Genomic DNA, 23434 nt, shown 5'->3' with positions numbered 1-23434 from the left:
CGTACCGCGTAGCAAACGTTTGATACGAGACTTTGAGCGCTCGTGAAATACCAGGAGAGGACGGACGCGTGTCGGACAAGACAATGTCGGAAGCAGATGTCGTAAGTCGACTGAGATCGGGAATGACAATCGGAATCGGCGGGTGGGGTTCGCGCCGGAAGCCGATGTCACTCATCCGAGAGATCCTCAAGTCAGAACTGACCGATCTGACCGTTGTGTCGTACGGCGGAGCTGATGTGGGGTTGTTGTGCGCAGCCGAAAAGGTTCGAAAGGTTGTGTTCGGTTTCGTCTCGCTGGACTCGATACCCCTGGACCCTCACTTCAGAGCAGCCCGACAGGCTGGTCGTATCGAGGTCAGCGAATACGACGAGGGCATGCTCCAATGGGGCCTGTACGCGGCCGGGATCCGTATGCCCTACCTGCCGACTCGCGCGGGACTCGGTTCCGACGTCCTCCGGGTGAATCCGGAACTGCAGACGATCGTCGATCCTTATGCGGGCGAATCATTGGTTGCGATGCCGGCGCTCCCCCTCGATGCCGCGCTGGTACATATGAACCGCGCGGACATGCATGGCAATGCCCAATACCTCGGGCCGGACCTGTACTTCGACGACCTGTTCTGCCTAGCTGCCGAATCGGTCTATGTCTCTTGCGAACAAGTGGTTCCCACTGCGGAGTTGACCGCGGATGCACATCCGTCGACGATTCGAATTCCCCGGTTGCTTGTATCGGGAGTCGTTCACGCTCCAGGTGGTGCGCATTTCACATCCTGCGTACCCGACTACGATCGTGACGAGGCTTTCCAACTCGAATATGCCACTGCAGCAAAAGATCCAGAAGCTTGGCAACGCTTCGTCGACCGATATCTGTCCGGCTCCGAGGCCGACTACCAGAGACTCGTCGCTGCGGAATTCGAAGGAGTGCCGGCATGAGTGACGCCACTCGGGCAGAGGTCTGCGCGATCGCGTGCGCCGAGGCGTACCGAGGCAACGGTGAAGTGATCGCGAGCGCATTCGGCGTGATACCTGCAATCGGTGTGCGATTGGCGCGTCACACTTTCGAACCCGATCTCGTGTTGTCCGACGGAGAAGCGTCAGCCGTGCGCGGCACGTGGGCCGTCGACCGAACTCCGGCAGGCGAGGTCGAATCGTGGTTGCCCTTCAACCAGATCTTCAATCTCGTCTGGAATGGCAAACGGCACATCATGATGATTCCCACGCAGCTCGATTCCTATGGGAACTGCAACATCTCCGCGATAGGTGATCATTCGCGGCCGACAGTGCAACTCTTGGGAGTCCGCGGAGCGCCGAGCAATACCGTGCATCACCCGACAAGTTACTGGGTGCCGAAACACAGTGCACGCGTCCTCACTTCACAGGTCGACATGGTTTCCGGTGTCGGAAACGACAATGCACGCAAGGCCGGACCGTCGGCCAGCCGATACCACGAGTTACGACGAGTTGTCACAAATCTCGCAGTTCTGGACTTCGAGCCGGATAGCGGACAGTTGCGTCTGGTGTCGACTCACCCCGGCGTAACCGTCGACGAAGTAGTAGCCGCAACCGGGTTCGAACTCCACCTGCCCAAAGCCGTACCCACTACTCGAACCCCCACAAGCGAGGAGCTCGACCTGATTCGCAACGTCATCGATCCACGGAACCTACGTGACAAGGAAGTACCGGCATGACCGTGCTGAACTCAGGTACCGGGCCACTGCACACCCGTATCTGCGAACTCTTCGGTGTGAAGTATCCGATTGTGCAGACCGGCATGGGGTACGTCTCGGACGCCCGACTTACGGCGGCCACAACCAAAGCCGGCGGTTTGGGAATCATCGCCGGGGCGATGCTGACCTACGACGAACTCGTCAGCGCCATCGATTACGTCAAAGACCGCACCGACCAACCATTCGGCGTGAACTTGCGAGCCAACCAGGACGACATCGATCGCAGAATCAAACTTCTCATTCGATCGGGGGTCAAGATCGCCTCCTTTGCGCTCGCACCGAACCAGGCGCTGATCGGCCGACTCAAAGATGCAGGCCTTGTTGTCGTGCCGTCGATCGGAGCTCGCAGACATGCCGAGAAAGTTGCAGCGTGGGGAGTTGACGCAGTTGTCGTTCAAGGCGGCGAGGGCGGCGGACACACAGGCGCAGTCCCCACGAGTTTGCTTCTGCCACAGGTAGTCGACGCCGTCGACATCCCCGTTATCGCGGCAGGCGGATATTTCGACGGCCGAGGTCTCGTCTCAGCACTCGCCTACGGTGCAGACGGAATCGCGATGGGGACTCGCTTCATGCTCACCAGCGATTCACCGGTGTCTCAGGCAGTCAAAGATGTCTATCTCTCGAAGTCGGTCAACGACACCGTGGTCACACTCGAGATCGACGGGGTTCCTCAGCGTGTGCTGCGCGCAGGAACGATCGATCAACTCGAATCAAGCCACGGACCGACGCGCATGTTACGTGCTGCCCGCAATGCTGTTGCTTTCCAACGTCTCTCGGGAACACCCTGGTCGAAGTTGATACGTGAAGGCCTGGAAATGCGGAAGAGCCACGAACTCGGCTGGCGGCAAGTTGTGATGGCCGCCAACGCACCGATGCTGTACCGATCCGCACTCCTCGACGGCCGCACGGATATCGGAGTCATGGCGACCGGGCAGGTCGTCGGACTGATCGACGACATCCCCAGTAGCGCAGAACTCGTCGAACGCATCATGCAGGACGCGGAGGCCGTCCTTGCTCGACTCACACCCGCACCCGAATTGGACAGTCGAGTCTTGTCAACTGAAAACGTGAAAGGAACAACGAACTGAAATGAATCAGCTGAAAGATCGAGTAATCATAGTAACCGGTGCCGGTCGTGGTTTGGGCCGGGAGCACGCCCTGCTACTTGCGGCCGAAGGCGCAAAAGTGGTTGTCGACGACACCGGCGCCGGACCGGACGGGCACGGAAACGACATCAGTATTGCGGCATCGGTCGTCGACGAAATCGTCGCGGCCGGAGGAATCGCAGTTGCCAGTGTCGCGGACGTCACGACGATCGACGGCGCGAGCGAACTCCTGGACCTGGCCCTCGAGGCATTCGGCTCGGTCGACGGCCTGGTCAACAATGCCGGCATCCTGCGTGATCGAATGTTTCTGAACATGCCCGAGGCCGATTGGGACGACGTGATCTCGGGACAACTACGCGCTACATTCGCGCCCTGCACTGTATTCGGCAACTACTGGCGCGAGCGTTCGAAGTCGGGCGAAACCGTCGCGGCGTCGATCGTGAACGTATCGAGCACCTCCGGGCTGCTCGGTGCCGTCGGTCAGAGCAACTACGGCGCCGCGAAGGCCGGGATCGCAGCGTTGACAACGATCCTCGCACAGGAGGTCGCCCGATACGGTGTGCGAGTCAACGCAATTACGCCCGTGGCCAGGACACGGATGACCGAGAACGTTCCCGGTATCAAGGAACTTGTTGCAGCACCTGACGATCCGAGTGCATTCGACACCTATCATCCAGGCAACGTCTCGCCAGTTGTGGCCTATCTGCTCACCGAGAAGTGCCCCGCCACTGGTCAGGTGTTTTACGCCAAAGGCGGCGAAGTCCGCCAGTTTCTCGGGTGGCAGTACGGAAAGACCATCGCCAGAGACTCGCGATGGACGGTGGAAGAGTTGACAGAGGCGATGAGTGAAATTGTCTGAGACGACTGCGCCGATCGCTGGTCCGGGACACGGCCTTGCTCAAGGCAAATCCGTTCTGGTGACAGCAGCAGCGGGAACTGGAATCGGATTCGCAGCGGCACAACGCTTTGCTGCCGAAGGCGCCCGACTGGCGATCAGTGACCGGCATGAGCGCAGATTGATCGCGGCCGCCGACCGCATCGAGTCCGAGTTCGGCACCCGCCCACTCACTGTTCCTTGCGATGTCACGGACAATCAGCAGATCGACGCAATGGTCGATCGGGTGGTTGCCGAGTATGGATCCATCGACGTCCTCATCAACAACGCAGGCCTCGGCGGGACGGCGAGCATTCAAAGTATGACCGACGAGCAGTGGTGTTCGGTACTCGATGTGACCCTGACGAGCACTTTCCGCACCACACGATCAGTGTTGAGAGTCATGATTCCACGAGGGTCGGGGGTGATCGTCAACAACGCGTCGGTCATCGGCTGGCGTGCGCAGGAAGGGCAGTCGCACTACGCCGCAGCGAAAGCCGGCGTCATGGCGCTCACACGATGCTCTGCCCTCGACGTGGCACCGCACGGAATCCGGGTCAACGCGGTTGCACCGAGCATCGCGATGCATCCTCACCTTGCCAAGGTGACCAGCGACGAACTGCTCGAACAGCTCAGCAAGAGTGAGGCTTTCGGTCGTGCGGCACAGCCGTGGGAGGTCGCAAACGTCATGGTCTTTCTTGCAAGCGACTACTCGTCGTACATGACGGGCGAAGTCGTTTCGGTAAGTAGCCAACATGCATAGCCACCCATGGGGTCTGAAGGAGAAGCTGTGGTCGACAAAGAGTCACTAGGTATCACGGGCACCCCGTTCCGTATGGACATCGAGCGCGGCAAGATTCGTGAGTTCGCCGTTGCCACGTATTCGAGCAATCGGAACTATGTCGAAGACGAGTTCCCGGTAGTGCCCCCGACGTTTCTCACCACGACCCTCCTCTGGCAGACAGAGGGCTCGGATCCGTGGCGGAAGGTAGAGCTCGACGGCAAACGCGGACTCCATGCCGAACAGAAGTACGAGTTCTTCGGTCCACCTCCCCGCGCAGGTACTCGTCTGAACTGCACTTCGCGGATCGTCGACATCTACACGAAGCAGGGACGGAAGGGCGGCGAGATGACTTTTGCCGTGATGACAACGGATTTCGAAGACGAACAGGGAAATCTCATTGCTCGGGCAACTATGACCGGAGTGGAAACTGCTCGACCGACTGTGGAGGAATCTTGATCAACACAGTGTCAGTCCCGACCCCGTGGGTTGTCGGTCCGGTATCCCGCACCGATTTCGTCAGGTACCAAGGTGCGTCGGGAGACATGAATCCGATTCATCACGACCAGGTTTTCGCCGAGGCGGCGGGGTACCCGAGTCCGTTTTCGGTCGGGATGTTCCAAGCTGGGCTCCTGGCCACCTTCGCCACCGATTGGCTGGGTGCAGAGAACATCCGAGCGATACGAGTTCGGTTCCTCGAACAGGTTTGGCCCGATGACACTCTGACATGCTCAGCGCTTGTCGAACGAACCTATGCGGACGACGAAGGTGACAAGATCGACGTCGAACTCGCCTGCACGCGGCAGACCGGCGGATTGGCGGTCAAGGCGTGGGCAACCTTCGTGCGGACGCCCCTCGTACCGTCGGAGCGGCCGTGAAGGCGCACGTATGTACCCAGCTGGGGTTGCCGAATCAACTGCAGTTCACAGAAATTGACGATCCCACGCCGACACCGAACCAAGTTCTCGTCTCGGTCAAGGCGGCGGGTGTCAATTTTCCCGACGGGTTGATCGTCGCCGGAACGTATCAAACTAAACCCCCACTCCCCTTCATTCCCGGGTCGGAAGTCGCGGGTGTAGTGCACAGTGTCGGCTCGGACGTCCAAGGGGTCACCCCGGGGATGCGAGTCATGGCCTTCTGCGGCATGGGCGGATACGCGGAACTCGTGGCGGTCACCAGTGACAAGGTCTTTGTCATCCCTGATTCCATGAGTTTCTCCGACGCTGCCGGATTCGTGGTTACCTACGGAACGTCCTACCACGCACTCGTCGACCGAGCTGCGATCCAACCAGGAGAGACATTGCTCGTCCTGGGTGCCTCCGGGGGCGTCGGGCTCACCGCAATCGAGATCGGCAAAGCATTGGGTGCACGCGTGGTGGCGGCGGCGTCCTCCGAAGCGAAACTCGAGGTCTGTAAGCAACATGGAGCAGACGAGTTGATCAACTACACAACGGGCAACCTTCGCGAACGAGTCGCACAGGTCGCACCGTCCGGTGTAGACGTGGTGTACGACCCGGTCGGTGGAGATCACGCCGCTACAGCGGTGCGCGCATTATCCACCGCAGGAAGATATTTGACGGTTGGCTACGCTTCGGGGCAGATTCCGAAGATCGGCATGAATCGCCTCCTCGTCGTTGGCGGGGCGCTACATGGAGTTCTCTGGGGCGCATGGGCGAAGCGTAATCCGGAGTGCAACGCGGACAACATGCGAGCGCTCTTCGACATGTACGACGGTGGCGCTCTGTCTCCTCATGTGAACAGCATCCACCCGCTGATCAATGCTCCTACCGCACTCGAGGAAGTCATGAGTCGACGAGCGCTGGGCAAAGTCATCCTCTCAACCAACCCCGAATGACAATTCACGACAAAAGGTGCCGTCAATGGACTTAGCTCCGAGCCCCGCCGCGCGCGAAATCATCGCGCGTCTAGAAGCATTCATGGACGAACACGTCTACCCAGCTGAGTCGGTCTACTCCGAACAACTCGAGGCCGCAGGACCTCGCAGTCACGTCTTGCCACCCGTGGTCGAGTCGCTGAAGTTGGAAGCGAGACGCCAGGGCATGTGGAATCTGTTCATGCCGGCGCTCTCACGACTGTCTCACCTCGACTACGCCCACATCGCCGAGGTGACGGGACGCTCGCCCTACATTGCCCCCGAAGCCCTCAACTGCGCGGCGCCCGATACCGGAAACATGGAGATCCTGCACCTGGTGGGAACCCGCGAGCAGAAGGAGCGATGGCTTCAACCACTGCTCGACGGCACAATGCGTTCGGGCTTCTCCATGACTGAACCCGATGTTGCGTCCTCCGATGCCCGAAACATCACGACGTCGATTGTTCGGGACGGCGACGAATACATCGTGAACGGTCGAAAATGGTGGACGACCGGTGCAGCAGACCCAAGGTGCGAAATTCTGGTAGTCATGGGGAAGACGAATGCCGAGGCAGAGCCCCACAAGCAGCAATCGATGATCTTGGTGCCCGTCGCCACCGCTGGAGTCGAAATCGTGCGCAGTTTACCGATATTCGGATACCACGACCAACACGGCCACTGTGAAATTCGGTTCGATAACGTTCGAGTACCGGCAACAAATATGCTTGCGTCCGAAGGAGACGGGTTCGCCATCGCACAGGCGCGCCTGGGTCCAGGCAGAATTCACCACGCCATGCGCTGTATCGGCATGGCGGAGCGCGGATTGGACTTGATGGTTCGACGTGCCCAGTCTCGTAACGCTTTTGGCGGGCCGATCTCGGATCAGGGAGTTGTCCGGACCTGGATCGCCGAATCGCGAATGGAAATCGAGCAGGCCCGCCTTCTGGTGCTGAAGACAGCATGGCTCATCGACCAGGTCGGAGCCAAGGGCGCTCAGATCGAGATCGCGGCAGTCAAAGTCATCGGTCCTCGTGTGGCGCGCAACGTCCTGAATCGATCGATCCAGTGCCACGGGGGTGGCGGTGTCACCGACGACTTCCCGATCGCGAGAATGTGGGCGAGTGCCCGGATCCTCGGTATCGCCGACGGACCAGACGAAGTGCATATCAGGAGCGTCGCACGCCACGAGTTGCGCAAGCACCGCTGACGGCGATCGGTGTTCGAGGCCCGCGAAAGCCGTTGTATTGCTGAATCATCAGCCTTCGTCCACTCGAGCGCATGGTTGACCTCGGTCAACCCCTTCGGGCTGCGGCCCGTGAAGAGAAAACCTCAACCAATTGAATAGGAGAGGCAAATGCCTCGCGCGTCAAAATCAAGGGAAGTGTCCTTCGATCACGAAGTGGACTTCCTCGTTGTCGGCAGCGGTGCCGGTGGGTTGACCGCGGCGTTGGCAGCCGCCGCCAATGGTCTGAACACCCTCGTCATCGAAAAAGCAGACGTTTATGGCGGCACCACCGCGCTGTCGGGCGGCAACATCTGGGTGCCCAACAATCCAACTCTCATCCGTGAAGGGCTCTCGGACAGCCGTGACGACGTCCGGGCGTACATGCGAGCTGTCGTTGGTGATGGAGTTCCCGAGGACAACATCGACGCATTCGTCGACGAAGGTCCACGCGTGTTCGAGTTCCTCGAGAAGACCAGCCCGCTCATGCGATTCCAATGGTGTACGGGCTATTCGGACTATCACCCGGAGAAGCCGGGCGGTCGCCCACGTGGACGTACCATCGAACCGCTTCCTTTCGACCTGAAAACGCTCGGCACCGACGAGTCCGGTCTGCGCCCCGGCGCACTTCCGACTCCCGCCGGTCTGTACATCACATCCAAAGAGTTCGTGAAACTGAACATGGTCATGCGTACCTGGGCAGGGCGACGTGCTGCGCTGGCAACCGGGTGGCGTGCAGCGAAGAGTGTTCTGACCAGAAGGCACATGGAGACACTCGGGCAGGCCCTGGTCGGCCGTCTGCGCCTGGCGATCAAACAAGCCGGCGTTCCGCTTTGGCTGAACACTGCGATGGAATCGCTGATCACCGACGACGATGATTGCGTGGTGGGTGTGGTGGCCGAGCGCAACGGCCGCACTGTCAGAATCCGAGCTTCCAAAGGCGTACTGCTCGCCTGCGGCGGTTTCGAACAGAGCGACGAGATGCGTCGGCAATATCTCCCGGAAAACGCCAGCGCCAACTACAGCCTCGGTTCAGTCGACAACACTGGAGACGGCATCCGCGCGGGACAACAAATCGGTGCCGCAGTTGACCTGATGGATGACGCGTGGTGGATGCCCTCGTTCAAGAGACCTGACGGGATCATGCACGGATTGGTCTCCGAACGGTCGGTTCCCCGATCGATCATCGTGAACCAGAACGGAGTTCGGTTCACCAATGAATCCGCTCCCTACGTGACATTCGTCCACAACCAGATTGCCGGGGGTCACGACCCAGCGTGGTTCATCTTCGACGCGAAGGCCAAAAATCGCTATCAGATCGGAGCGATCATGCCGGGGCAGAAGTTCCCGAAATCCTGGTTCGACAACGAACTCCTCTACACCGGCGACACGCTCGACGAGTTGGCCGGCCGCCTCGGACTTCCGAAGAAACAATTAGCTTTCACTGTGCATCGATACAACAGGTTTGCGCACAACGGTGTAGACGAAGACTTCGAGCGTGGAAAAAGTGCGTACGACAACTACTACGGGGACCCGACATTGCCAGTCCCCTCGATGGACATGATCGACGAAGGTCCGTACTACGCGATTCGACTACGAACCGGCGATCTGGGAACGAAAGGCGGGCTCGTCTACAACAAACATGCACAGGTCATGCACAGTTCCGGTGAACCGATTGCAGGTCTCTACGCGACGGGCAACACCTCGTCCGCGGTCATGGGCAACGACTACGCCGGGGCAGGCGCGACCATCGGGCCGGCGATGGTTTTCGGATACATCGCGGCGCGCCACGCAGCTGACCGCCGACAGGACCCGCGATAGATCGGAGTCGTTCCCGTTCCCGTCGGCACGACGTACAACCACGCGGAGGTGGCCTGGACGAACCATCCATGCCACCTCTGGTCGGTGCTAGGTGACTCGCCAACGCGATGGATGCACTGTCACACAGTCTGCAATTCCGCAGGCAGTTCGACCGCGTCGCTACCCGAAGCCGCAAGCAGCTGCGCGTACCGCCCGCCTTGCTTCACCAGTTCGTCGTGGGTGCCCTTTTCCACAACCACGCCCTGGTCGAGGACCGCGATGAGATCCGCATCTCGAACCGTGGAGAGTCGGTGCGCCACAACAAGAGTGGTGCGTCCGACCATCAGCTCGTCGAGCGCGTCCTGCAACGCACGTTCAGTGCGATTGTCCAAGGCGCTCGTCGCCTCGTCGAGGACGAGGATCGGCGGATTCCGCAGGACTGTGCGCGCGATCGCTATGCGCTGTTTCTCACCGCCGGAGAATCGGTAGCCGCGCTCGCCGACCATGGTGTCGTACCCGTCGTCGAGACCGGAAATGAACTCGTGGATCTGCGCGATGCGCGCTGCCTGCTCGATCTCGGCGTCCGTGGCGTCGGGTTTCGCGAACCGAAGGTTCTCACGAATCGTCGTGTGGAAGAGATACGTCTCCTGCGACACCACACCTACCAGGTCGGAGACCGTCGCCAGATCGAGGTCCCGCAGATCGACGTCGTCGATTCTCACCGATCCCGCAGTCGGGTCGTACAGACGTGCGGCCAAGTATCCGAGAGTGGTCTTGCCCGAACCCGTGGAGCCGACAAGCGCCAAGGTTCCGCCGGCCGGGACCGTGAGGTCGATGTTGTCGAGGGTCTTGCTGTCGGTTCCTGGATACGAGAAGTCGACGTGGTCGAACCGAAGTTCGCCGGACATCTTGGTGCGGTCGAAGCTCTTCGACTCTTCCGGATCCGCGATGTCGATCGGCAGATCCAGGTACTCGAACACGCGACTGAACAGTGCCATCGAGCTCTGCACCTCGACGCCCGTGTTGAGCAGCATCATGGTGGGGCGGAACAATTGTGTTTGCAGCGTGGTGAATGCGACGAGGGTGCCGACGGTGATGGTGTTGCCGTGATCGAGAGTGAAACCGGCAAACCAGTAGACCAGTGCAGGCATGGCTGCGAAGGTGATCGACATGGTCGCCATGCGCCACTTGCCGGCCATCATGGCTCGGAGTTCGACGTCTGCGACTTCCGCTGAACGCTCGGTGAATCGATCCGTCAGAGCCGACTTCGCGCCGGTCGTCTTGCCGAGGAGAATGCCGCTGACGGAGAGAGATTCCTCCACCTGGACCGACAGATCACTGAGTAGCTTCTGCCGCTTACCAGAGATCTTGCGGCGCTCGTCACCGATCTTGCGTGCGATACGGATGAACACCGGCAAGATCGCCAGCGAGAAGATGGCAAGCCGCCAATCCAGAAGGAACAGAGCAACAATGGTGGCTGCCACGGTCGTTGCATTTTGCGCGATGGACGTTGCCGTGTTGGTGACCACCGACTGCATACCGCCGATGTCGTTGGCAATACGCGACTGAACTTCTCCGGTTCGGGTTCGAGCGAAGAATCCGAGCGACTGATTCTGCAGATGCGAGTAGACCCGCACGCGCAGTTGGTGCATCAGTTTCTGGCCGATGCTGTTGGACATCCATGTCTGGGCCACGCCGAGACAGCTCGTGATCACGGCAATGGCGATCATGCCGATGGCCAGAACGCTCACGAGTCCGAGGTTCTTGTCCGGGATCGCCTTGTCGAGCATTTCGCGTAGGAGCAGCGGGCTGCCCAGCGCCACGATCGCGCTGAGTGTGATGACCGCGGTGACGATGGCGATCTGAGTTCGATACGGCGCGAACAGTCCGAGTACGCGCTTTGCCGGTACGGATTCCGCCGGAGTGATCTCGACAGCGGATCGTTCGATGTTTCGCATGTGATCTGGTTTCACGTTCTACCTCCTGGAGGCTTTCTCACCCTAGTTTCATATTGATGAGGTTACCTCACTATGAGGCTGACACCAACAACGCTAGACTGACGCCATGCATTCCCGAGAGCGCGAACTCACCGACGTCGTGATGTCCGTGGCACGGCTCATCCGCCGACGTCAGGTGGCAGCGCTGGAACCATTCGGTCTCTCGCCGTCGCAAAGCCGAGCGCTGCGAGTACTGACCCGAGTGGGCGAGCCGGTTCGACTCGGGTTTCTTGCCGAGCGATTGCGCATCGTTCCGCGGTCGGCGACCGACGTCGTGGATTCCCTCGAAGAGGCCGGATGGGTGCGCCGCACTCCCGATCCGAACGATCGGCGAGCCGTGTTACTCGCGCTCACCGACGCCGGCGCTACCCTCGCTGCCGACGTCGCAAAAGCTCAACGACGCGAATCTTCGGATGTGTTCGACGACCTCGACGAATCGGAGCGAGCAACTCTCACCGAACTTCTCGAGCGAGTGGACGCGGGGCACGACTCGCGGCCCCGCGACTGCCCGAAACCTTCGGTCTGAGTCCTCACGCAGCGACGGTGTCGACTGCGTCCTCGACATTCTCCGCCGACGTCGGCTTGCTCTGACGCTCGATCTTCGAGATGCAACGAGCAAGGTCCGCGCCTACCGCAGTCGCCCGTAGCTCGAGATCGGAACGAGGCACACCCTCTTTGGTCGTGTACTCGTTGGTGCGCAACTCCCCCGCCACCATGACCGGATCACCCTTCATGATGGATGCGCCGACGCCGGTGACCAACCGCCGCCAGCAACTCACCGTGAGATAGAGGGTCGCTCCGTCCGTCCACTCTCCGGTCACCGCGTCTTTGCGACGCGTGTTGCTCGCCATCCGAAAGCTCAGCACCTCTTCGCCATTGGTGGTCTGCCGCTTCACCGGATTGGTGATGACGGTTCCGACAACCGTTGCATGCGTTTCGTACATGTCCGATCCCCCTTCGAACTCCAGAACCCGCCAACTGCCGCGGGGCCGATCACTGCGTCGGCAGTTTCGATTGTGGAACGGCAAACGCCTGGCTCGGGATTTCGATTTCCACCTGTGCATCGGCGGGACAGCTGTGGAGAAACAGCACTGCCCGAGCCAAACGGCCCGGGCAGTGTCGGAGCTAGGTGCTAGTGGAGGATTCGTCGGATTTCTTCTCGCTGGGTGTCTCGTCCGCAGAGTCCTCGCTTGCGGTCTCCGCGTCAGCAGCCTCACGGGGTTTCCACCCTTCGCGGTCCCGCCTGGCCAATTCGGCGAACATCGCGTTGTGCGCGGCGAGGTCGGCGTCGTGGTCGCGCTCGGCCGCACGGTCGGTTCGGCGCGCTGTCCTGCCATCGCTGCGCGACCACTGAACCAGTAGCGCGAGCATGACCACCATGAGCGGGATCTCGCCGGTCGCCCACGCGATGCTGCCGCCCAGCTGCTGATCGCCGATCAGGTCGTTGTTCCAGCCGAGGCCGAGCGAACGGAAGTACGCGCCGCCCATGACGGCGGTGGTGCTCATCAATGCCACGCCGAAGAAGGCGTGGAACGGAAGTGAGCCGAAGACCATTGCCAGCTTGGTCACTGGCTGCAATTGACGTGGTGACGGGTCGATTCCGATCGCCACCCAATAGAAGAGATAGCCGCTGAGGATGAAGTGCAGGTTCATCAGCAGGTGAGCGCTGTGCGAGTCGACCGTCGCACCGTAGATTCCGCCGAGATACAGCGCGTAGAAACCGCCGACGAAGAGAACTGCCGCCACGATCGGGTGGGTGATGAATCGCGAGAACGGGCTGTGCAGAGCGGTCAGAATCCACTCGCGAATGCCGGGCACGCCGTCCTTGCCTGCCGGATCCAGGGCCCGCAGAGCCAAAGTGATCGGCGCACCCAGAACCAGCAGGACTGGGCCCAACATCGACAGCGCCATGTGCGCACCCATGTGAACGCTGAATACTGCCGGCGCGTACTTGCCGACGCCCGAAGACGTGGCGATCAAGAGCACCGCACAACCGCTCATCCAGGCGATGGTTCGGCCGACAGGCCAGGAATCCCCACGCTTGGCCAGCTTGCGCAGGCCGATTCCGTACAGAATCGCCGCGGCGATCGCGGCGGTGCCGAACATAAGGTCGAATCGCCAGTCCGTCACGAAGGCCATGAACGACGGCGGGTCCGGAAGGTTGTAACCGAGTTCGACCTCGGGGATCGAGGGAATCGACAGCGGCGGGGGCGGCGGGGTACGACCGAGGCCGATCGCGAGACCGATGGTTGCCGCCATCACGATGCCTTCAGCGCCGGCAAATCGAATCAGGGCAGAGCGACTCTTGGGGTTCTCCGCCAGCGCCGGTAGCGCCCGACTCCGCTGAGCCCAACCGAAGAACCCGAGGATGATCAGTGCAACGGTTTTCGCGACGATCAATCGTCCATACGTCGTGGTGAATACGTCGTCGAGAGGCAGACGGACAATCGCATTGATGACGCCGCTGAATCCCATGACGACGAAGCAGATGGATGCGACCGTCGAAAAGCGTCGGGCTGCTACGTCGGTGTAATCGCCGCCGCGCCGCGCGTGTGCCAGTAGCGCGAACAAGCCGCCGGCCCAGAGCGAAGCCGCCACGAGGTGCAGGATCAGGCTGTTGGTAGCGATGTCATGCGACCCGCCCGAAGACGAGTGACCGGTGAGAGCGAGCGGCATCAGTCCGAGAAGACCGACCAGCAGCAGTAGCGGGGTCCACCACCAGCGCAGTGTCAGTCGGGCCAGGATCGCCAGAACAACCGCGATGATCGCCGTCCAACGCCAAGCGCCGGCGATCTCGACCTGATCGAGTCCCGACCACAGGTTCGCCGGTTTGATCGCTTCGGCAAACGGCTGACCCGACGTGTCAGAGAGCGTCAGAGGCACCATCATGAACGAACAGATCGCCCACACGATCGCGGCGTGCGATGCAGTTCGGACTGCCCGATAGCCGTCGACGTCGAGGACGCCCGACTTCTGCGGCGGCACGAAGAACGCGGCCAGCAGCAGTGACCCGATCGCGATGACCGCGGCGATCTCCCCCAGTGCCCGCATCGCGGGCAGGCCGTACGTGGTGATCGGGCCTGGATCCGGAATACCCAGAAGAGTCAGTGCCTGCGACGCGGAGAATCCCACCACGATGGCTGCAGTGAGCCCTGCGATGAGTCCGCTGACCACGAATATCGCGGTCGAAGAAGCGGGTGCACCGCTGTGCTGTGTGGACTCCGGTGGGGAATCTGTCGGCGCGAGGTCGGGTGTAGCCATACGTCAAGGGTAGGACCTTCGCGAACCGACTACGACAACGCGTCGGAGTTGGGCGGCGCGCGTCACATCCCGAACCCTCGAGTATGATGTTCCACGCGCCTCCGTAGCTCAGGGGATAGAGCAAGAGCCTTCTAATCTCTTGGTCGCAGGTTCGAATCCTGCCGGGGGCACTTTTGTATCGTTTTCCCAGGAACGAATACCCTCTACACCTGCACGTACGAAGCCATGACCGACGCGGCATTCCTGCGTTATCCCACTCAATCCCGACCAAAGTGTTGAGTAAGTGTTGTTGTGCGGTTCTCAGGTGAGTCCAGTGGACACACCATAAGTTGGGCGCCGAATCCCGGCTTGTCATCGACAATCTTGCTGTCCAGCGGCGGAGCGAATTGGTACGGAAGACGAGTTCTGGAAAGCCCTGCAATGCTTCTGTCACACCCGGAACTCCAAAGGGAACCAGGCTATTTGGGCCCACATCAGTAATGGGCCTCTCAGATTCAAGCTCGGGCGCCAGCACGTCTGGCGCAAGAGTGTCGTACTCGCGTGGGCGCCGAACAGGAACCCCCGTGGTGTCAAGCGCGGCACCCGACCCTCCCCTGAAGTTTGGGCGCAGCGTTCGTTCGAATGGTGGAACTCTGTACGATCCGCACGCTAATCGGTAGATCGCGAATTACTTTCGTTGAGTCGGACGCTGCGGTGGCCGATCAAACGCACGTCGCGATTCGTCATTTCGCCCTGCATTGATCCACCGGCCTCGACCTGGCCGGTCGCCCAGTGGGTCATCCTGGGTGCACGTGTTCCCGACAGCTCAGGTGCGCCGACCTGCCGGAGTGCACGCGGGGGCCACCCCGGCAGGCGACCCCACTACAAGGGGCAGCCACAAGGCAGCTCGTTCTCACTCGCTGAGAAATCACAAGTGCCGATTCACACAAACCTTGATCGTAATTCGCGCGGGAAACCGAAATACGTTACTTGCCAGCCTTTTTCCTTGGACAACCTTGGGCAATCGTTCCCCATCCTCAACATTCACAAACCGGACAGTCTGTGCTAATTTTTACAGACCTTCACCCCCGTTTTACCCTCCGAGAGGTTCATCACGCATGTCTAAAGCCACCCGCCGCGCCGGAATCGTTGCCGCACTTGTCGGCTCCGCTGCATTGATTGCACCGGCTTTCGCGGGCGCAGCACCCACTGGTTCACTCGGTTCCGCAGAGCCGGAAGCGGGCTTCACCTGCTCCACAACGTCTACCGAAACCACCGCGAACGGCTGGGGAATCCCGTTCACCGACGAGAAGGACCAGATCGCCTCCTACGCGGCCGATAATGTCTTCGACAAGGACGGCTCACTCAAACTCGAAGTCACCGACGTCAACGACCGCTCGGTGTCGTACCACGCGGCTGGAAGCATCAAGCTCGCCGACGCGGCTGCCAAGGAAATCGGGTTCTCCGAGCGCGCCGTAACCACCAGCGCCGCGTTCCAGCTGCGTTTGACCGGTACCACGAATCCGAAAGACAACGGTTTCACCACTCTGGTGTGGGTGCCGAGCCAGAACGACGCACCTGTCACGGACGTTGCGGTCAAGCACGAGAACATCCAGGACGGACTCTGGTGGAGCACCCGTACCATCGGCGGTGCAGTAAAGGGCGAGCCCACCTCACTCGATGCCATCGTGGCAGCCAACCCCGGCGCGAAGGTCGAGCACTACGGTGTGAGCGTCGGCACCGGCTCGGCGGCCTCGAGCGTCTTCGTCGACGCGGTGAAGTTCAACGGCTGCACCACCAACTTCGCCAAGAAGGATCCGAAGCCCGAGACAGGCACCGGTTCGCTCGGTTCACTCGGCGACATCTTCGGCAGCTAGCAGCAACAGTTCTACTGCGGATGACGAAAGCCCCCCACCCTCATTGCGAGGTTGGGGGGCTTCCCTATCGAGACATCGCAAGGAAAGACAGGACTTTCGTCGCACAATCCGCGCACCAAAATCCATAGGCCAACACACCGGTTTACCGGACAATGAAACGATGGCTCACCTTGCGCAGGACCGTGTCGATGCTTGAACCTGAAACAGTAGACACCGCGATCCTCGCCATCTTCATCGGAACGGCCATTTCGGCAGTCACTGCGAGCGTCATGCCATGGGCATTCGGAAGGGTGCCACGAACCAAGTCGACGACATATGACAATTACCGACGAGTTTTCGGATTGCTTGCCGCCGTGCCTATGCCGTGGTTTCGCTCCGCGTTCTGCGCAGCATCAGTACCTGGAATATTTCTGATTCCGATAAAGCCCCTGAATGGATGGCCCCGATGGAGTAAGGCGCTCATTGGGGCGGCCATCGGGGCTGCATCTATGATCGCCGTCAGCGCTTTCCTTCAAGGAGTGCCGCTTCCCGTGACAGCGGTCGTATCGCTTCTCGCTGCGGCACTGTTCGCATCATCGGCGGTTAAGTTGACGGCTGGCGAACGAGATGCAGGGCAATTGATCGCTTGGACCGCTGCTGGCCATGCCTTGTTTTTCATCTTGATCGGCACTAGCAATACATCAGACTCATTTGAACACTTGTGGAAGTACGGGATCGCCACACCCGTGACGATAATTCTGATTTACATGGCCGTGTCGACTGGTAAAACATGGGTGTCAGTTGTACTGCTCGCAACCCTGGGCGTCACCAGCATGTCTCTAGGGTTCCGGTCCCACGCACTCGTCTGCCTGATTTCTGTGGTCATGCTGATAGCGAAGGGTCCATCAAGCCGTCCCAGATGGGCTAAGATTGGGGTCGCACTAGTCGGCATCTATGCTTTGGCGGTGCTCCTGCCGAATGCTATTTCGTCTGGCACTTTCGGAGCTGACGTACAGGCTCGGACCATTGCTCAGGAACAAGTTTCCGACGCGCCATCCTTTCTCGCAGGCCGGGTCGAGCCCCCATTCTCAATCGCGGCCATCTCAGAGAAGCCGCTAATAGGGTGGGGCAATCTGAACAAGATTGACCGCGCCACCGAAGCGTCGGGCGTCCAAATCGCCAAAGACCTCGGAATGGCAAACCCCGACTCGTACCGAAAGATCTGGATTCGAGACGGGGGGCAAGTCTCCCTGCATTCGGTATTCTTCGAATCGTGGGCCGCTGGTGGAATCTTGGCCGCCGGATTCCCTGCCTTGCTAATCTTCCTATTTTCCGCTGCAGCCATCCGAGCGCGAGGGCAATACGCCGCGTTGGTGATCCTCGTGTCGATACAAGGCCTTTGGGATGTAGTATTTTCACCCTGGGGCTACAACCGCCCAATCCTTTTCGCGACCTCGGCAGTGCTCGCGTGTTGGTCCATCGCGGAGCACCGCCGAGTGAAGAGTAAGCCTCAGCCATATCCTTCGTCGGACGCGGGCCCTAGCCATTTGGTTGGGGATTTCGCACAGAATCCCACGTAGGAGAATCTTGCGTCACCGCGACTCTCCGACATGTCGCCAGTCATGGCACACTGCACGGTCGAAATCGGTCTAGATTGCGGCGCCCGCTGCACCACAGCCCGCCAGTTCGCGAGAGGTGTCTTGTCGGTGCTGTGGTGCACTTAGTTGTGTGGCCGCAGGTTCGAATCCTGCCGGGGGCACCAGGTCAGAGCATGTTTCGGGAGGTTCCGTTCCCTTACCGTTGCCTAGACCACCTGCATAGACACCGCCGCCCCGAACCTCGAATGAGGCCGGGGCGGTGGTGTTTTAGCCATGTCGGGCCACCACTGCCCCACGACAACTCGGTCGCGGCGTGGATGCAAAGAAAAAAGCGGGACCATCACGGAATGCCCGGAAGCTGCACTTATCCTTGCGCGATGACCGACATAGAGGACGTTGGAGCAACGATTGATCCGCTTCACGAGATCACTGAGTCAACACGAGAACATATGGAGCACTTGCTGGAGGCATGCAGGGGATATGCGGATTTCTGGTGTGACAATTCCACTCCCGCACCCGGAAGCGAACTTGCAGACGAAGAAGATTCCCTTACGGTTCGATCAACCAGCGTATTGGCGGCAGAGGCGGCAATGGTCGCGCTCGACCATTTGCATTTGACCGCATCGTTCGTGCTGGCCGAGAAGCGCCTGACGGCGTTTGCCACTTTCACAGTCGTCCGATCTGCAATTACGGCGGCGGCAGTCGCGGCATGGCTGGTCGCCCCTGAGAAAGCAACCCGACTTGAGCGTGCGCTGAATCTCAACAGGCAGCAAGCCCGGAACGAGAAGGTTGCCGCAGAAGAGATGATCGGACCAGATCGGCCAAAAACACCCGAAAACGAGGCTTACAACACGCGGACGGAGGGAGCAAAGAAAGCAGTGCAGAGAATGAATGAGACCCTTCAACAGATCGAGTCAGATGTTGCTCGCTTGAAACTTGAGCCGACCGCCATCACGAGGCAGCCTCGAGACAATGTCCTTATTGAAGAAGCAGCCGAACTTGTATCGCCGACGAAACCTCACTATGAGGATTTCGGCCCGGTGGTCGAGATTCGTCAAAAGTGGCGCACACTCAGCGCCCACGCACATGGTCAAGCATGGGCGGCGAATCTATCGGCGCGAGTTGAAACGAATCCGATCACCGGAGTGCGAACAAGCTGGAATCCACCGGCGTGGCTTTTGGACCAGGGCATTCTAATCGCAATGGACCTACTAGAGGCAGCAACGCAACGCTACCGCGAACTCGCTCACGTCTAGCCCACATGCCCATACACCGCCGCCCTGGCCTCACACGAGGACCGGGGCGGTGGTGTTTGACCGGACTACCGCCCCCTCGAAAGATCCGCAAAACCTCAACCTGACTTTAGGTGTATGCGACAGTTCCTCCGGGGGCATGTATGTTCACTGATGTAGCCAATCAAGTCCACTCAGCGGACGCCGCGATTGGGAAACGTAGATCCAACTGAGCAACGAGGCGCGAAGGACATCGCCGGTCTGACTGGAGCTGAGAGTCACTGATCGGGAGCCGTCCACAGGATATCTCTGTGGATAGGACGGCCCGAAATGCCAAGTACGCCAACTAAGTTGATCAGCGTTGTAGACGCCGCCAAGCGACTTGCGGTGCACCCCATCACTATTCGCCGCATGCTCGCGGATGGCCGACTGACCGGATTCCGCGTCGGTGGACACCTCCTCCGCATCGACGCCGCCGAGGTCGAAGCCCTCCTGGTTCCCGTCCAGGTGAAGCCATGAGCGCCGCGCTGAGCTTGGTCACCGATGACGATGTTCTCGACGCCAAGCGGTTCACAGATGAGAAGCTAATTCCGGCCGCGAAGCGCTACACCGACTCTTGCAATGAGCTCCTCGACCTCGTGGTCTACGCGTACCGGACTGACATGCACGTCGCGATGGGGTTCGATCAGAGCCAGGACGGCTGGCAGCAGTACCTCGACCAGAACATCGGTGGCGTGCTCGCGGGCGTGAAGGGTGCCGACCGGCAGCTCGCAGTTTCGGCGATGAGCGAGGCCGGAATGAGTACGCGCACCATCGCCGCCGCACTGAAGGTCGGTAAGGACACGGTTGCGCGCGAGCTGAAGAAATCACCTGTCGCAAATGCGACACCTGCCAAAGGCGCGGACGGCAAGACATACACCCCGAAGCCGAAGCCCGAGCCGATACCCCTCGACAAGGTGCCGACGAAGCCCGACTTCTACACCGGCCCGATGCCGTTGCCCTGCACGCGATGCAAAGTCGAGACAACATCAGGGATGGCGAAGCACATTGCCGAGATCTACTGCCCGCAATGCCTCGACGCAATGGGACTGTCTGCCAAGCGCTTAGGGTCTGGCTACACGTCGTCGGTCACCGAAGCCATTGCGGACATGAACACCCTCGACTACGAAATCGACGGAATATACGACGGGGCCGATGTTCCCGACTACGACAGCACGCCGCCGACGCCCGCCCTTGCCGCCGAGGCGCTCAAGTACCTCGACCGTCACCTCGACAAGGTTCAGCAGCTCCGCGAACAACTGAAGGTCTGGGCAGGCGAATGAAGAGCATCGGCCAGTACAACGGCACTCACTACGCCGACGAGTTCACCTACCCCGTAGACGAGCCTGCCAAGGACGCTCCGCACTGCGCGGACGCTCAGGGTTGTCACTACAAGATCCATGCGCGCGGACTCTGCAGAAAGCACTACGAAGCTCACAAGAAAGCCAGGAAGGAGAAAGAGGAATCATGAGTCAGAAGAGGATGTGGACCAAGTACGAGCTGAAGACGATCCGCGACCCGCGACTGACAAAGCTCCCACGGTCGCAGCGGCTCATGTACTTCGAGGCTCTGGCTCACGCCAACGAGTACGGCACCGATGGCGTGATCGAATACAGCGATCTCCGATTGTTCACCGATGCAAGCAAACCCGCGATGATCGCGCAGGCCTTTGTCGCAGCCGGACTTTGGTCAGATGTCAGTCAAAATGATGGTCAAAAGTCGGTCAGATGTCAGTCGAAACGATGGCGGATTGTCGATTTCCTGGACGAACAGTTGTCGGCAGAAGAAGTTCAAACGCGCGCCAAAAATTCCGCAATCACCACCGAGCGGAATCGACGCCACAAGGCCGGTGACCATAGCAAATGCGATCCGAAGCGGTGCTGGTCACTACAGAATGTGACGCGTCACGACCCTGGTCACGTGACCACAGATGTGATTAGCGATGTGACGTTGCACGATACGAAGCGTCACGAAACGAAGCGAAGCGAGAGTGGAGTGAGAAGCGAAGTAGAGAAGAAACCTCCGGCTCCGCCGCCCTCCGCTGACGCTCCGGTCGCTGCGCCTCCGGAAAGCGAAAAGCGAAGCCCGAGCACTCCTGTGGCGACGAGAACCGCCGACGGTCGTGAAAGGTTCGAGTTCTGATGATCAAATTTCGGTTCGAACAAGACTTCACGAACTACGGGCCGATCTACGATGCCGGAAGATGGTTCGTCAAGTACAAGTTGGTCGGTCTCGGTGGCAACGTAGTTCATCTGAGCAACGCGATGGAATTTGTTCGACGCTGGCTGACCGAGGAGTTCGGCGACGAACCGATGCCGGGGTTCGTGGAGTACGTCCCTCGCGTCGACGCCTACGTCAGCAAGCCCTTCACGCCTTCCGGCACGCCGCAGCAGCAGTCGATCGGATTGTGGTTGCTCGTCACCAGCGACTTCGACGGCAGAGGTTGGCAGGCACTCCCTGTGGGAATCGAAGCCGTCCAGCGGATCGTCTGTCGCGGCAAAGAATGGCTGGAGGGCGTCCTGAGCTTCGCGGAGACGCTCGAAAATGCCTCCCAGATCTCCGAGTGAGGATGGGCACGAAAAAGGCCCTCAGCGGTCAACTGAGAGCCTAGTTTCGCTTTACATCGTGAAGAGGACCGGATTTCCGTTGTCGGGGTTGAACCTCTCACCTGGCTGATACCAGGTGACACCCGGCAGCGGATGTTCGGGAACCGTCCAGGCGACGACGGTGAGTTCGTGGGTGTCGATTGCGGCAGCAGTCATGTCGAACAACCTTTCGAAGAATGCCTGGGGCGGGTCTCCCGGCAACACGAATAACTATACCGGTTAGCGAACGATCGACCAAGTGCGATTCCACAGGGCAGCGGCTTCGCCGCCAACTGCAGCTCGCTTCGCTCGCCCAAGATAAACGGTTGCATCCCTTGGGATCTCACCGACGACTCAACAGCGCTTGTTCTCCTCCCAGTGGCCGAAATCGGTTGCAGGACATCGAATGAAGGAGAAGGCAATGACCGAGAACACTACTACCTGGTTCGTCCCGAACTACAAGATCGACGGGGTCACCTGGTACGAACCGGGCGAATACGTGAACCCTGAGACCGGCGAAGTCGAAGCCGATGTGATGTGCACGCTATGACCAGATCCCCTGTGGCCGAAGCGCTCCGCGTGATCGTTGCACTCAAAGCCGCGCCTGGTGCCCTCACAGCTTCCGAACTGGCCGACCGGACTCAACTACCCTTGCCGATCGTTCTCGACGCCCTGGCGGCAAGTGAGGCAGCGGAACTGGTGGCCCGAGTCCCGGACAGCCGCCGAGGGTTCGCGAGTCGCTGGCGTACTACGGAATCGGTCTGGTTATGACGGTAGCGCGCAGACCGTACGGCCCGACCGTGAACCTGGACCTGACTCCGCAGACGCACCGCAAGCATGCGAAGCGCAGGACCAAACAACAAGCGCGAGGCCGGAAGTTGGACTACGCGATTACCGAAACACTGCGCAGGCACCCTGGACTCACACGCGGAGAGATTCACGAGCACCTCACTACGGACCGAGTGAGGGTAAGTCTGCAAAACGTGATCACAGCCGTAGAGAAATTGTTCTACGAGGGACGAATTACCTACGAGCTGGAAGGAAAGCCAGCCGCACAGGTCTACCGATTGAACGAAAACTACTACTTCCAGTGAAAGAGAAGGCAGGACAATGACACCCGACGATCCAAACTACGACTTCGGAATCGACCCTATCCACACCACTAGCGACAAGGTGAAGAAACTACTTGCACTTGCCTACGAACGGCTAAGCGTTGCCGACAAGGTACTCGCAGCGTTCAAGCCGGGAATCATGTGCCACACCAACGGAGACGAGGTGTCGTTCATCCTCGAAGCGACCGGCGAAGTCATTGCGATCGCAGACCGCTCCTGGCTCACCGACCCTGACGACGACAGCTTTCATCCCGAGTGGATCGTTGTTGACGAGTTGGACCCCAGCCAGCTCACCGACTAGCCGATCCCTGTGGCCCCCAACGCAGCCCGCACTGCCGAGGGGGCCACTTCTCCCGCACTATCCCAGAACTTCCACTACACTTGGACCTGTGA

25 protein-coding genes and 1 tRNA gene are annotated in these 23434 nt (G+C 60.0%); 22 read left to right on the top strand and 4 right to left on the bottom strand.

The features are described 5' to 3' along the window. Nucleotides 1-68: 68 nt before the first annotated feature. The 10 genes from QM609_RS07600 (at nt 69) to QM609_RS07555 (ending at nt 9403) form a co-directional block, all read left to right on the top strand. Nucleotides 69-932, top strand: coding sequence for a CoA transferase subunit A (locus QM609_RS07600; protein ID WP_007733364.1), 864 nt, complete (start codon nt 69-71; stop codon nt 930-932). Continuing rightward, entirely contained in the window at nt 929-1687 is a 759-nt protein-coding gene (locus QM609_RS07595) for a CoA-transferase subunit beta (RefSeq protein WP_042446091.1), read from the top strand. The genes QM609_RS07600 and QM609_RS07595 overlap by 4 nt, the downstream gene beginning before the upstream one ends. Then, complete coding sequence (locus tag QM609_RS07590; protein ID WP_042446094.1) at nt 1684-2814, top strand: NAD(P)H-dependent flavin oxidoreductase; 1131 nt, start codon at nt 1684-1686, stop codon at nt 2812-2814. The genes QM609_RS07595 and QM609_RS07590 overlap by 4 nt, the downstream gene beginning before the upstream one ends. A 1-nt stretch (nt 2815) precedes the next feature. Next, nucleotides 2816-3691 carry an SDR family NAD(P)-dependent oxidoreductase gene (locus QM609_RS07585; RefSeq protein WP_007733359.1) on the top strand — a complete coding sequence of 292 codons (876 nt, stop codon included), beginning with the start codon at nt 2816-2818 and terminating at the stop codon, nt 3689-3691. Next, nucleotides 3684-4469, top strand: a complete 786-nt coding sequence (locus QM609_RS07580) for an SDR family oxidoreductase (RefSeq protein ID WP_076948677.1) — start codon at nt 3684-3686, stop codon at nt 4467-4469. Before QM609_RS07585 ends, QM609_RS07580 begins: the two co-directional genes overlap by 8 nt. Nucleotides 4470-4496: 27 nt before the next feature. Then, nucleotides 4497-4946: an FAS1-like dehydratase domain-containing protein gene (locus QM609_RS07575; protein WP_003945322.1), complete on the top strand. Its 450-nt coding sequence runs from the start codon at nt 4497-4499 to the stop codon at nt 4944-4946. Next, entirely contained in the window at nt 4943-5365 is a 423-nt protein-coding gene (locus tag QM609_RS07570; RefSeq protein WP_007733354.1) for a MaoC/PaaZ C-terminal domain-containing protein, read from the top strand. The genes QM609_RS07575 and QM609_RS07570 overlap by 4 nt, the downstream gene beginning before the upstream one ends. Next, nucleotides 5362-6342, top strand: coding sequence for an NADPH:quinone oxidoreductase family protein (locus tag QM609_RS07565; protein ID WP_039973333.1), 981 nt, complete (start codon nt 5362-5364; stop codon nt 6340-6342). Before QM609_RS07570 ends, QM609_RS07565 begins: the two co-directional genes overlap by 4 nt. A 25-nt stretch (nt 6343-6367) precedes the next feature. Then, nucleotides 6368-7567 (top strand): acyl-CoA dehydrogenase family protein, encoded by a 1200-nt coding sequence (locus QM609_RS07560; RefSeq protein WP_007733351.1) that lies wholly within the window; start codon nt 6368-6370, stop codon nt 7565-7567. A 147-nt stretch (nt 7568-7714) separates the two neighbouring features. Continuing rightward, nucleotides 7715-9403: an FAD-dependent oxidoreductase gene (locus tag QM609_RS07555; RefSeq protein WP_283337244.1), complete on the top strand. Its 1689-nt coding sequence runs from the start codon at nt 7715-7717 to the stop codon at nt 9401-9403. Nucleotides 9404-9522: 119 nt separating this feature from the next. Here the strand turns inward: QM609_RS07555 and QM609_RS07550 are convergent, their stop codons facing one another. Further along, the gene (locus QM609_RS07550) at nt 9523-11340 is read right to left on the bottom strand and encodes an ABC transporter ATP-binding protein (protein WP_007733348.1); all 1818 of its coding nucleotides are present in this window, start codon (nt 11338-11340) and stop codon (nt 9523-9525) included. A gap of 106 nt (nt 11341-11446) precedes the next feature. Between QM609_RS07550 and QM609_RS07545 the strand changes: the two genes are divergently transcribed. Then, the gene (locus QM609_RS07545) at nt 11447-11905 is read left to right on the top strand and encodes a MarR family winged helix-turn-helix transcriptional regulator (RefSeq protein ID WP_050656179.1); all 459 of its coding nucleotides are present in this window, start codon (nt 11447-11449) and stop codon (nt 11903-11905) included. Between the two features lie 4 nt (nt 11906-11909). Here the strand turns inward: QM609_RS07545 and ssb are convergent, their stop codons facing one another. Together ssb and QM609_RS07535 are read right to left on the bottom strand one after the other, a co-directional pair. Beyond that, on the bottom strand, nt 11910-12323 hold the full coding sequence (gene ssb, locus QM609_RS07540) for a single-stranded DNA-binding protein (protein WP_007733347.1): 414 nt from the start codon (nt 12321-12323) through the stop codon (nt 11910-11912). A gap of 181 nt (nt 12324-12504) precedes the next feature. After that, nucleotides 12505-14640, bottom strand: coding sequence for a bifunctional copper resistance protein CopD/cytochrome c oxidase assembly protein (locus QM609_RS07535; protein ID WP_042446115.1), 2136 nt, complete (start codon nt 14638-14640; stop codon nt 12505-12507). Between the two features lie 97 nt (nt 14641-14737). On the opposite strand from QM609_RS07535, the gene QM609_RS07530 reads away from it, so the two are divergent. From QM609_RS07530 to QM609_RS07495, 8 genes are all read left to right on the top strand, one after another. Next, a tRNA-Arg gene (locus tag QM609_RS07530) sits at nt 14738-14810 on the top strand. 927 nt (nt 14811-15737) lie between these two features. Next, nucleotides 15738-16496 carry a hypothetical protein gene (locus tag QM609_RS07525; protein WP_042923865.1) on the top strand — a complete coding sequence of 253 codons (759 nt, stop codon included), beginning with the start codon at nt 15738-15740 and terminating at the stop codon, nt 16494-16496. Between the two features lie 1954 nt (nt 16497-18450). Beyond that, entirely contained in the window at nt 18451-19329 is an 879-nt protein-coding gene (locus QM609_RS07520) for a hypothetical protein (protein ID WP_283337241.1), read from the top strand. A 327-nt stretch (nt 19330-19656) separates the two neighbouring features. After that, nucleotides 19657-19824: an excisionase family DNA-binding protein gene (locus tag QM609_RS07515; protein WP_283337239.1), complete on the top strand. Its 168-nt coding sequence runs from the start codon at nt 19657-19659 to the stop codon at nt 19822-19824. Further along, entirely contained in the window at nt 19821-20627 is an 807-nt protein-coding gene (locus tag QM609_RS07510) for a hypothetical protein (protein WP_283337237.1), read from the top strand. Before QM609_RS07515 ends, QM609_RS07510 begins: the two co-directional genes overlap by 4 nt. Beyond that, nucleotides 20624-20815 carry a hypothetical protein gene (locus QM609_RS07505; protein ID WP_283337236.1) on the top strand — a complete coding sequence of 64 codons (192 nt, stop codon included), beginning with the start codon at nt 20624-20626 and terminating at the stop codon, nt 20813-20815. The genes QM609_RS07510 and QM609_RS07505 overlap by 4 nt, the downstream gene beginning before the upstream one ends. Beyond that, nucleotides 20812-21486, top strand: a complete 675-nt coding sequence (locus QM609_RS07500; RefSeq protein WP_283337234.1) for a hypothetical protein — start codon at nt 20812-20814, stop codon at nt 21484-21486. Before QM609_RS07505 ends, QM609_RS07500 begins: the two co-directional genes overlap by 4 nt. Next, complete coding sequence (locus QM609_RS07495; protein ID WP_283337232.1) at nt 21486-21911, top strand: hypothetical protein; 426 nt, start codon at nt 21486-21488, stop codon at nt 21909-21911. The genes QM609_RS07500 and QM609_RS07495 overlap by 1 nt, the downstream gene beginning before the upstream one ends. A 51-nt stretch (nt 21912-21962) precedes the next feature. On the opposite strand, the gene QM609_RS07490 is transcribed toward QM609_RS07495, so the two are convergent. Beyond that, nucleotides 21963-22106, bottom strand: coding sequence for a hypothetical protein (locus QM609_RS07490; protein WP_283337230.1), 144 nt, complete (start codon nt 22104-22106; stop codon nt 21963-21965). 244 nt (nt 22107-22350) lie between these two features. Here QM609_RS07490 and QM609_RS07485 point away from each other — a divergent pair, with 244 nt between their 5' ends. From QM609_RS07485 to QM609_RS07475, 3 genes are all read left to right on the top strand, one after another. Next, nucleotides 22351-22479 (top strand): hypothetical protein, encoded by a 129-nt coding sequence (locus QM609_RS07485; protein WP_283337228.1) that lies wholly within the window; start codon nt 22351-22353, stop codon nt 22477-22479. Further along, nucleotides 22476-22700 (top strand): MarR family transcriptional regulator, encoded by a 225-nt coding sequence (locus QM609_RS07480; RefSeq protein ID WP_147343766.1) that lies wholly within the window; start codon nt 22476-22478, stop codon nt 22698-22700. Before QM609_RS07485 ends, QM609_RS07480 begins: the two co-directional genes overlap by 4 nt. 339 nt (nt 22701-23039) lie before the next feature. After that, nucleotides 23040-23342, top strand: a complete 303-nt coding sequence (locus QM609_RS07475) for a hypothetical protein (RefSeq protein ID WP_283337225.1) — start codon at nt 23040-23042, stop codon at nt 23340-23342. Nucleotides 23343-23434 lie beyond the last annotated feature (92 nt).

The organism is Rhodococcus sp. IEGM 1302 (genome assembly GCF_030056935.1).
Lineage (GTDB): Bacteria > Actinomycetota > Actinomycetes > Mycobacteriales > Mycobacteriaceae > Rhodococcus_F > Rhodococcus_F qingshengii.
Note: the sequence above shows the minus strand (reverse complement) of the source record. Positions and strands in the feature narration are given on the sequence as shown.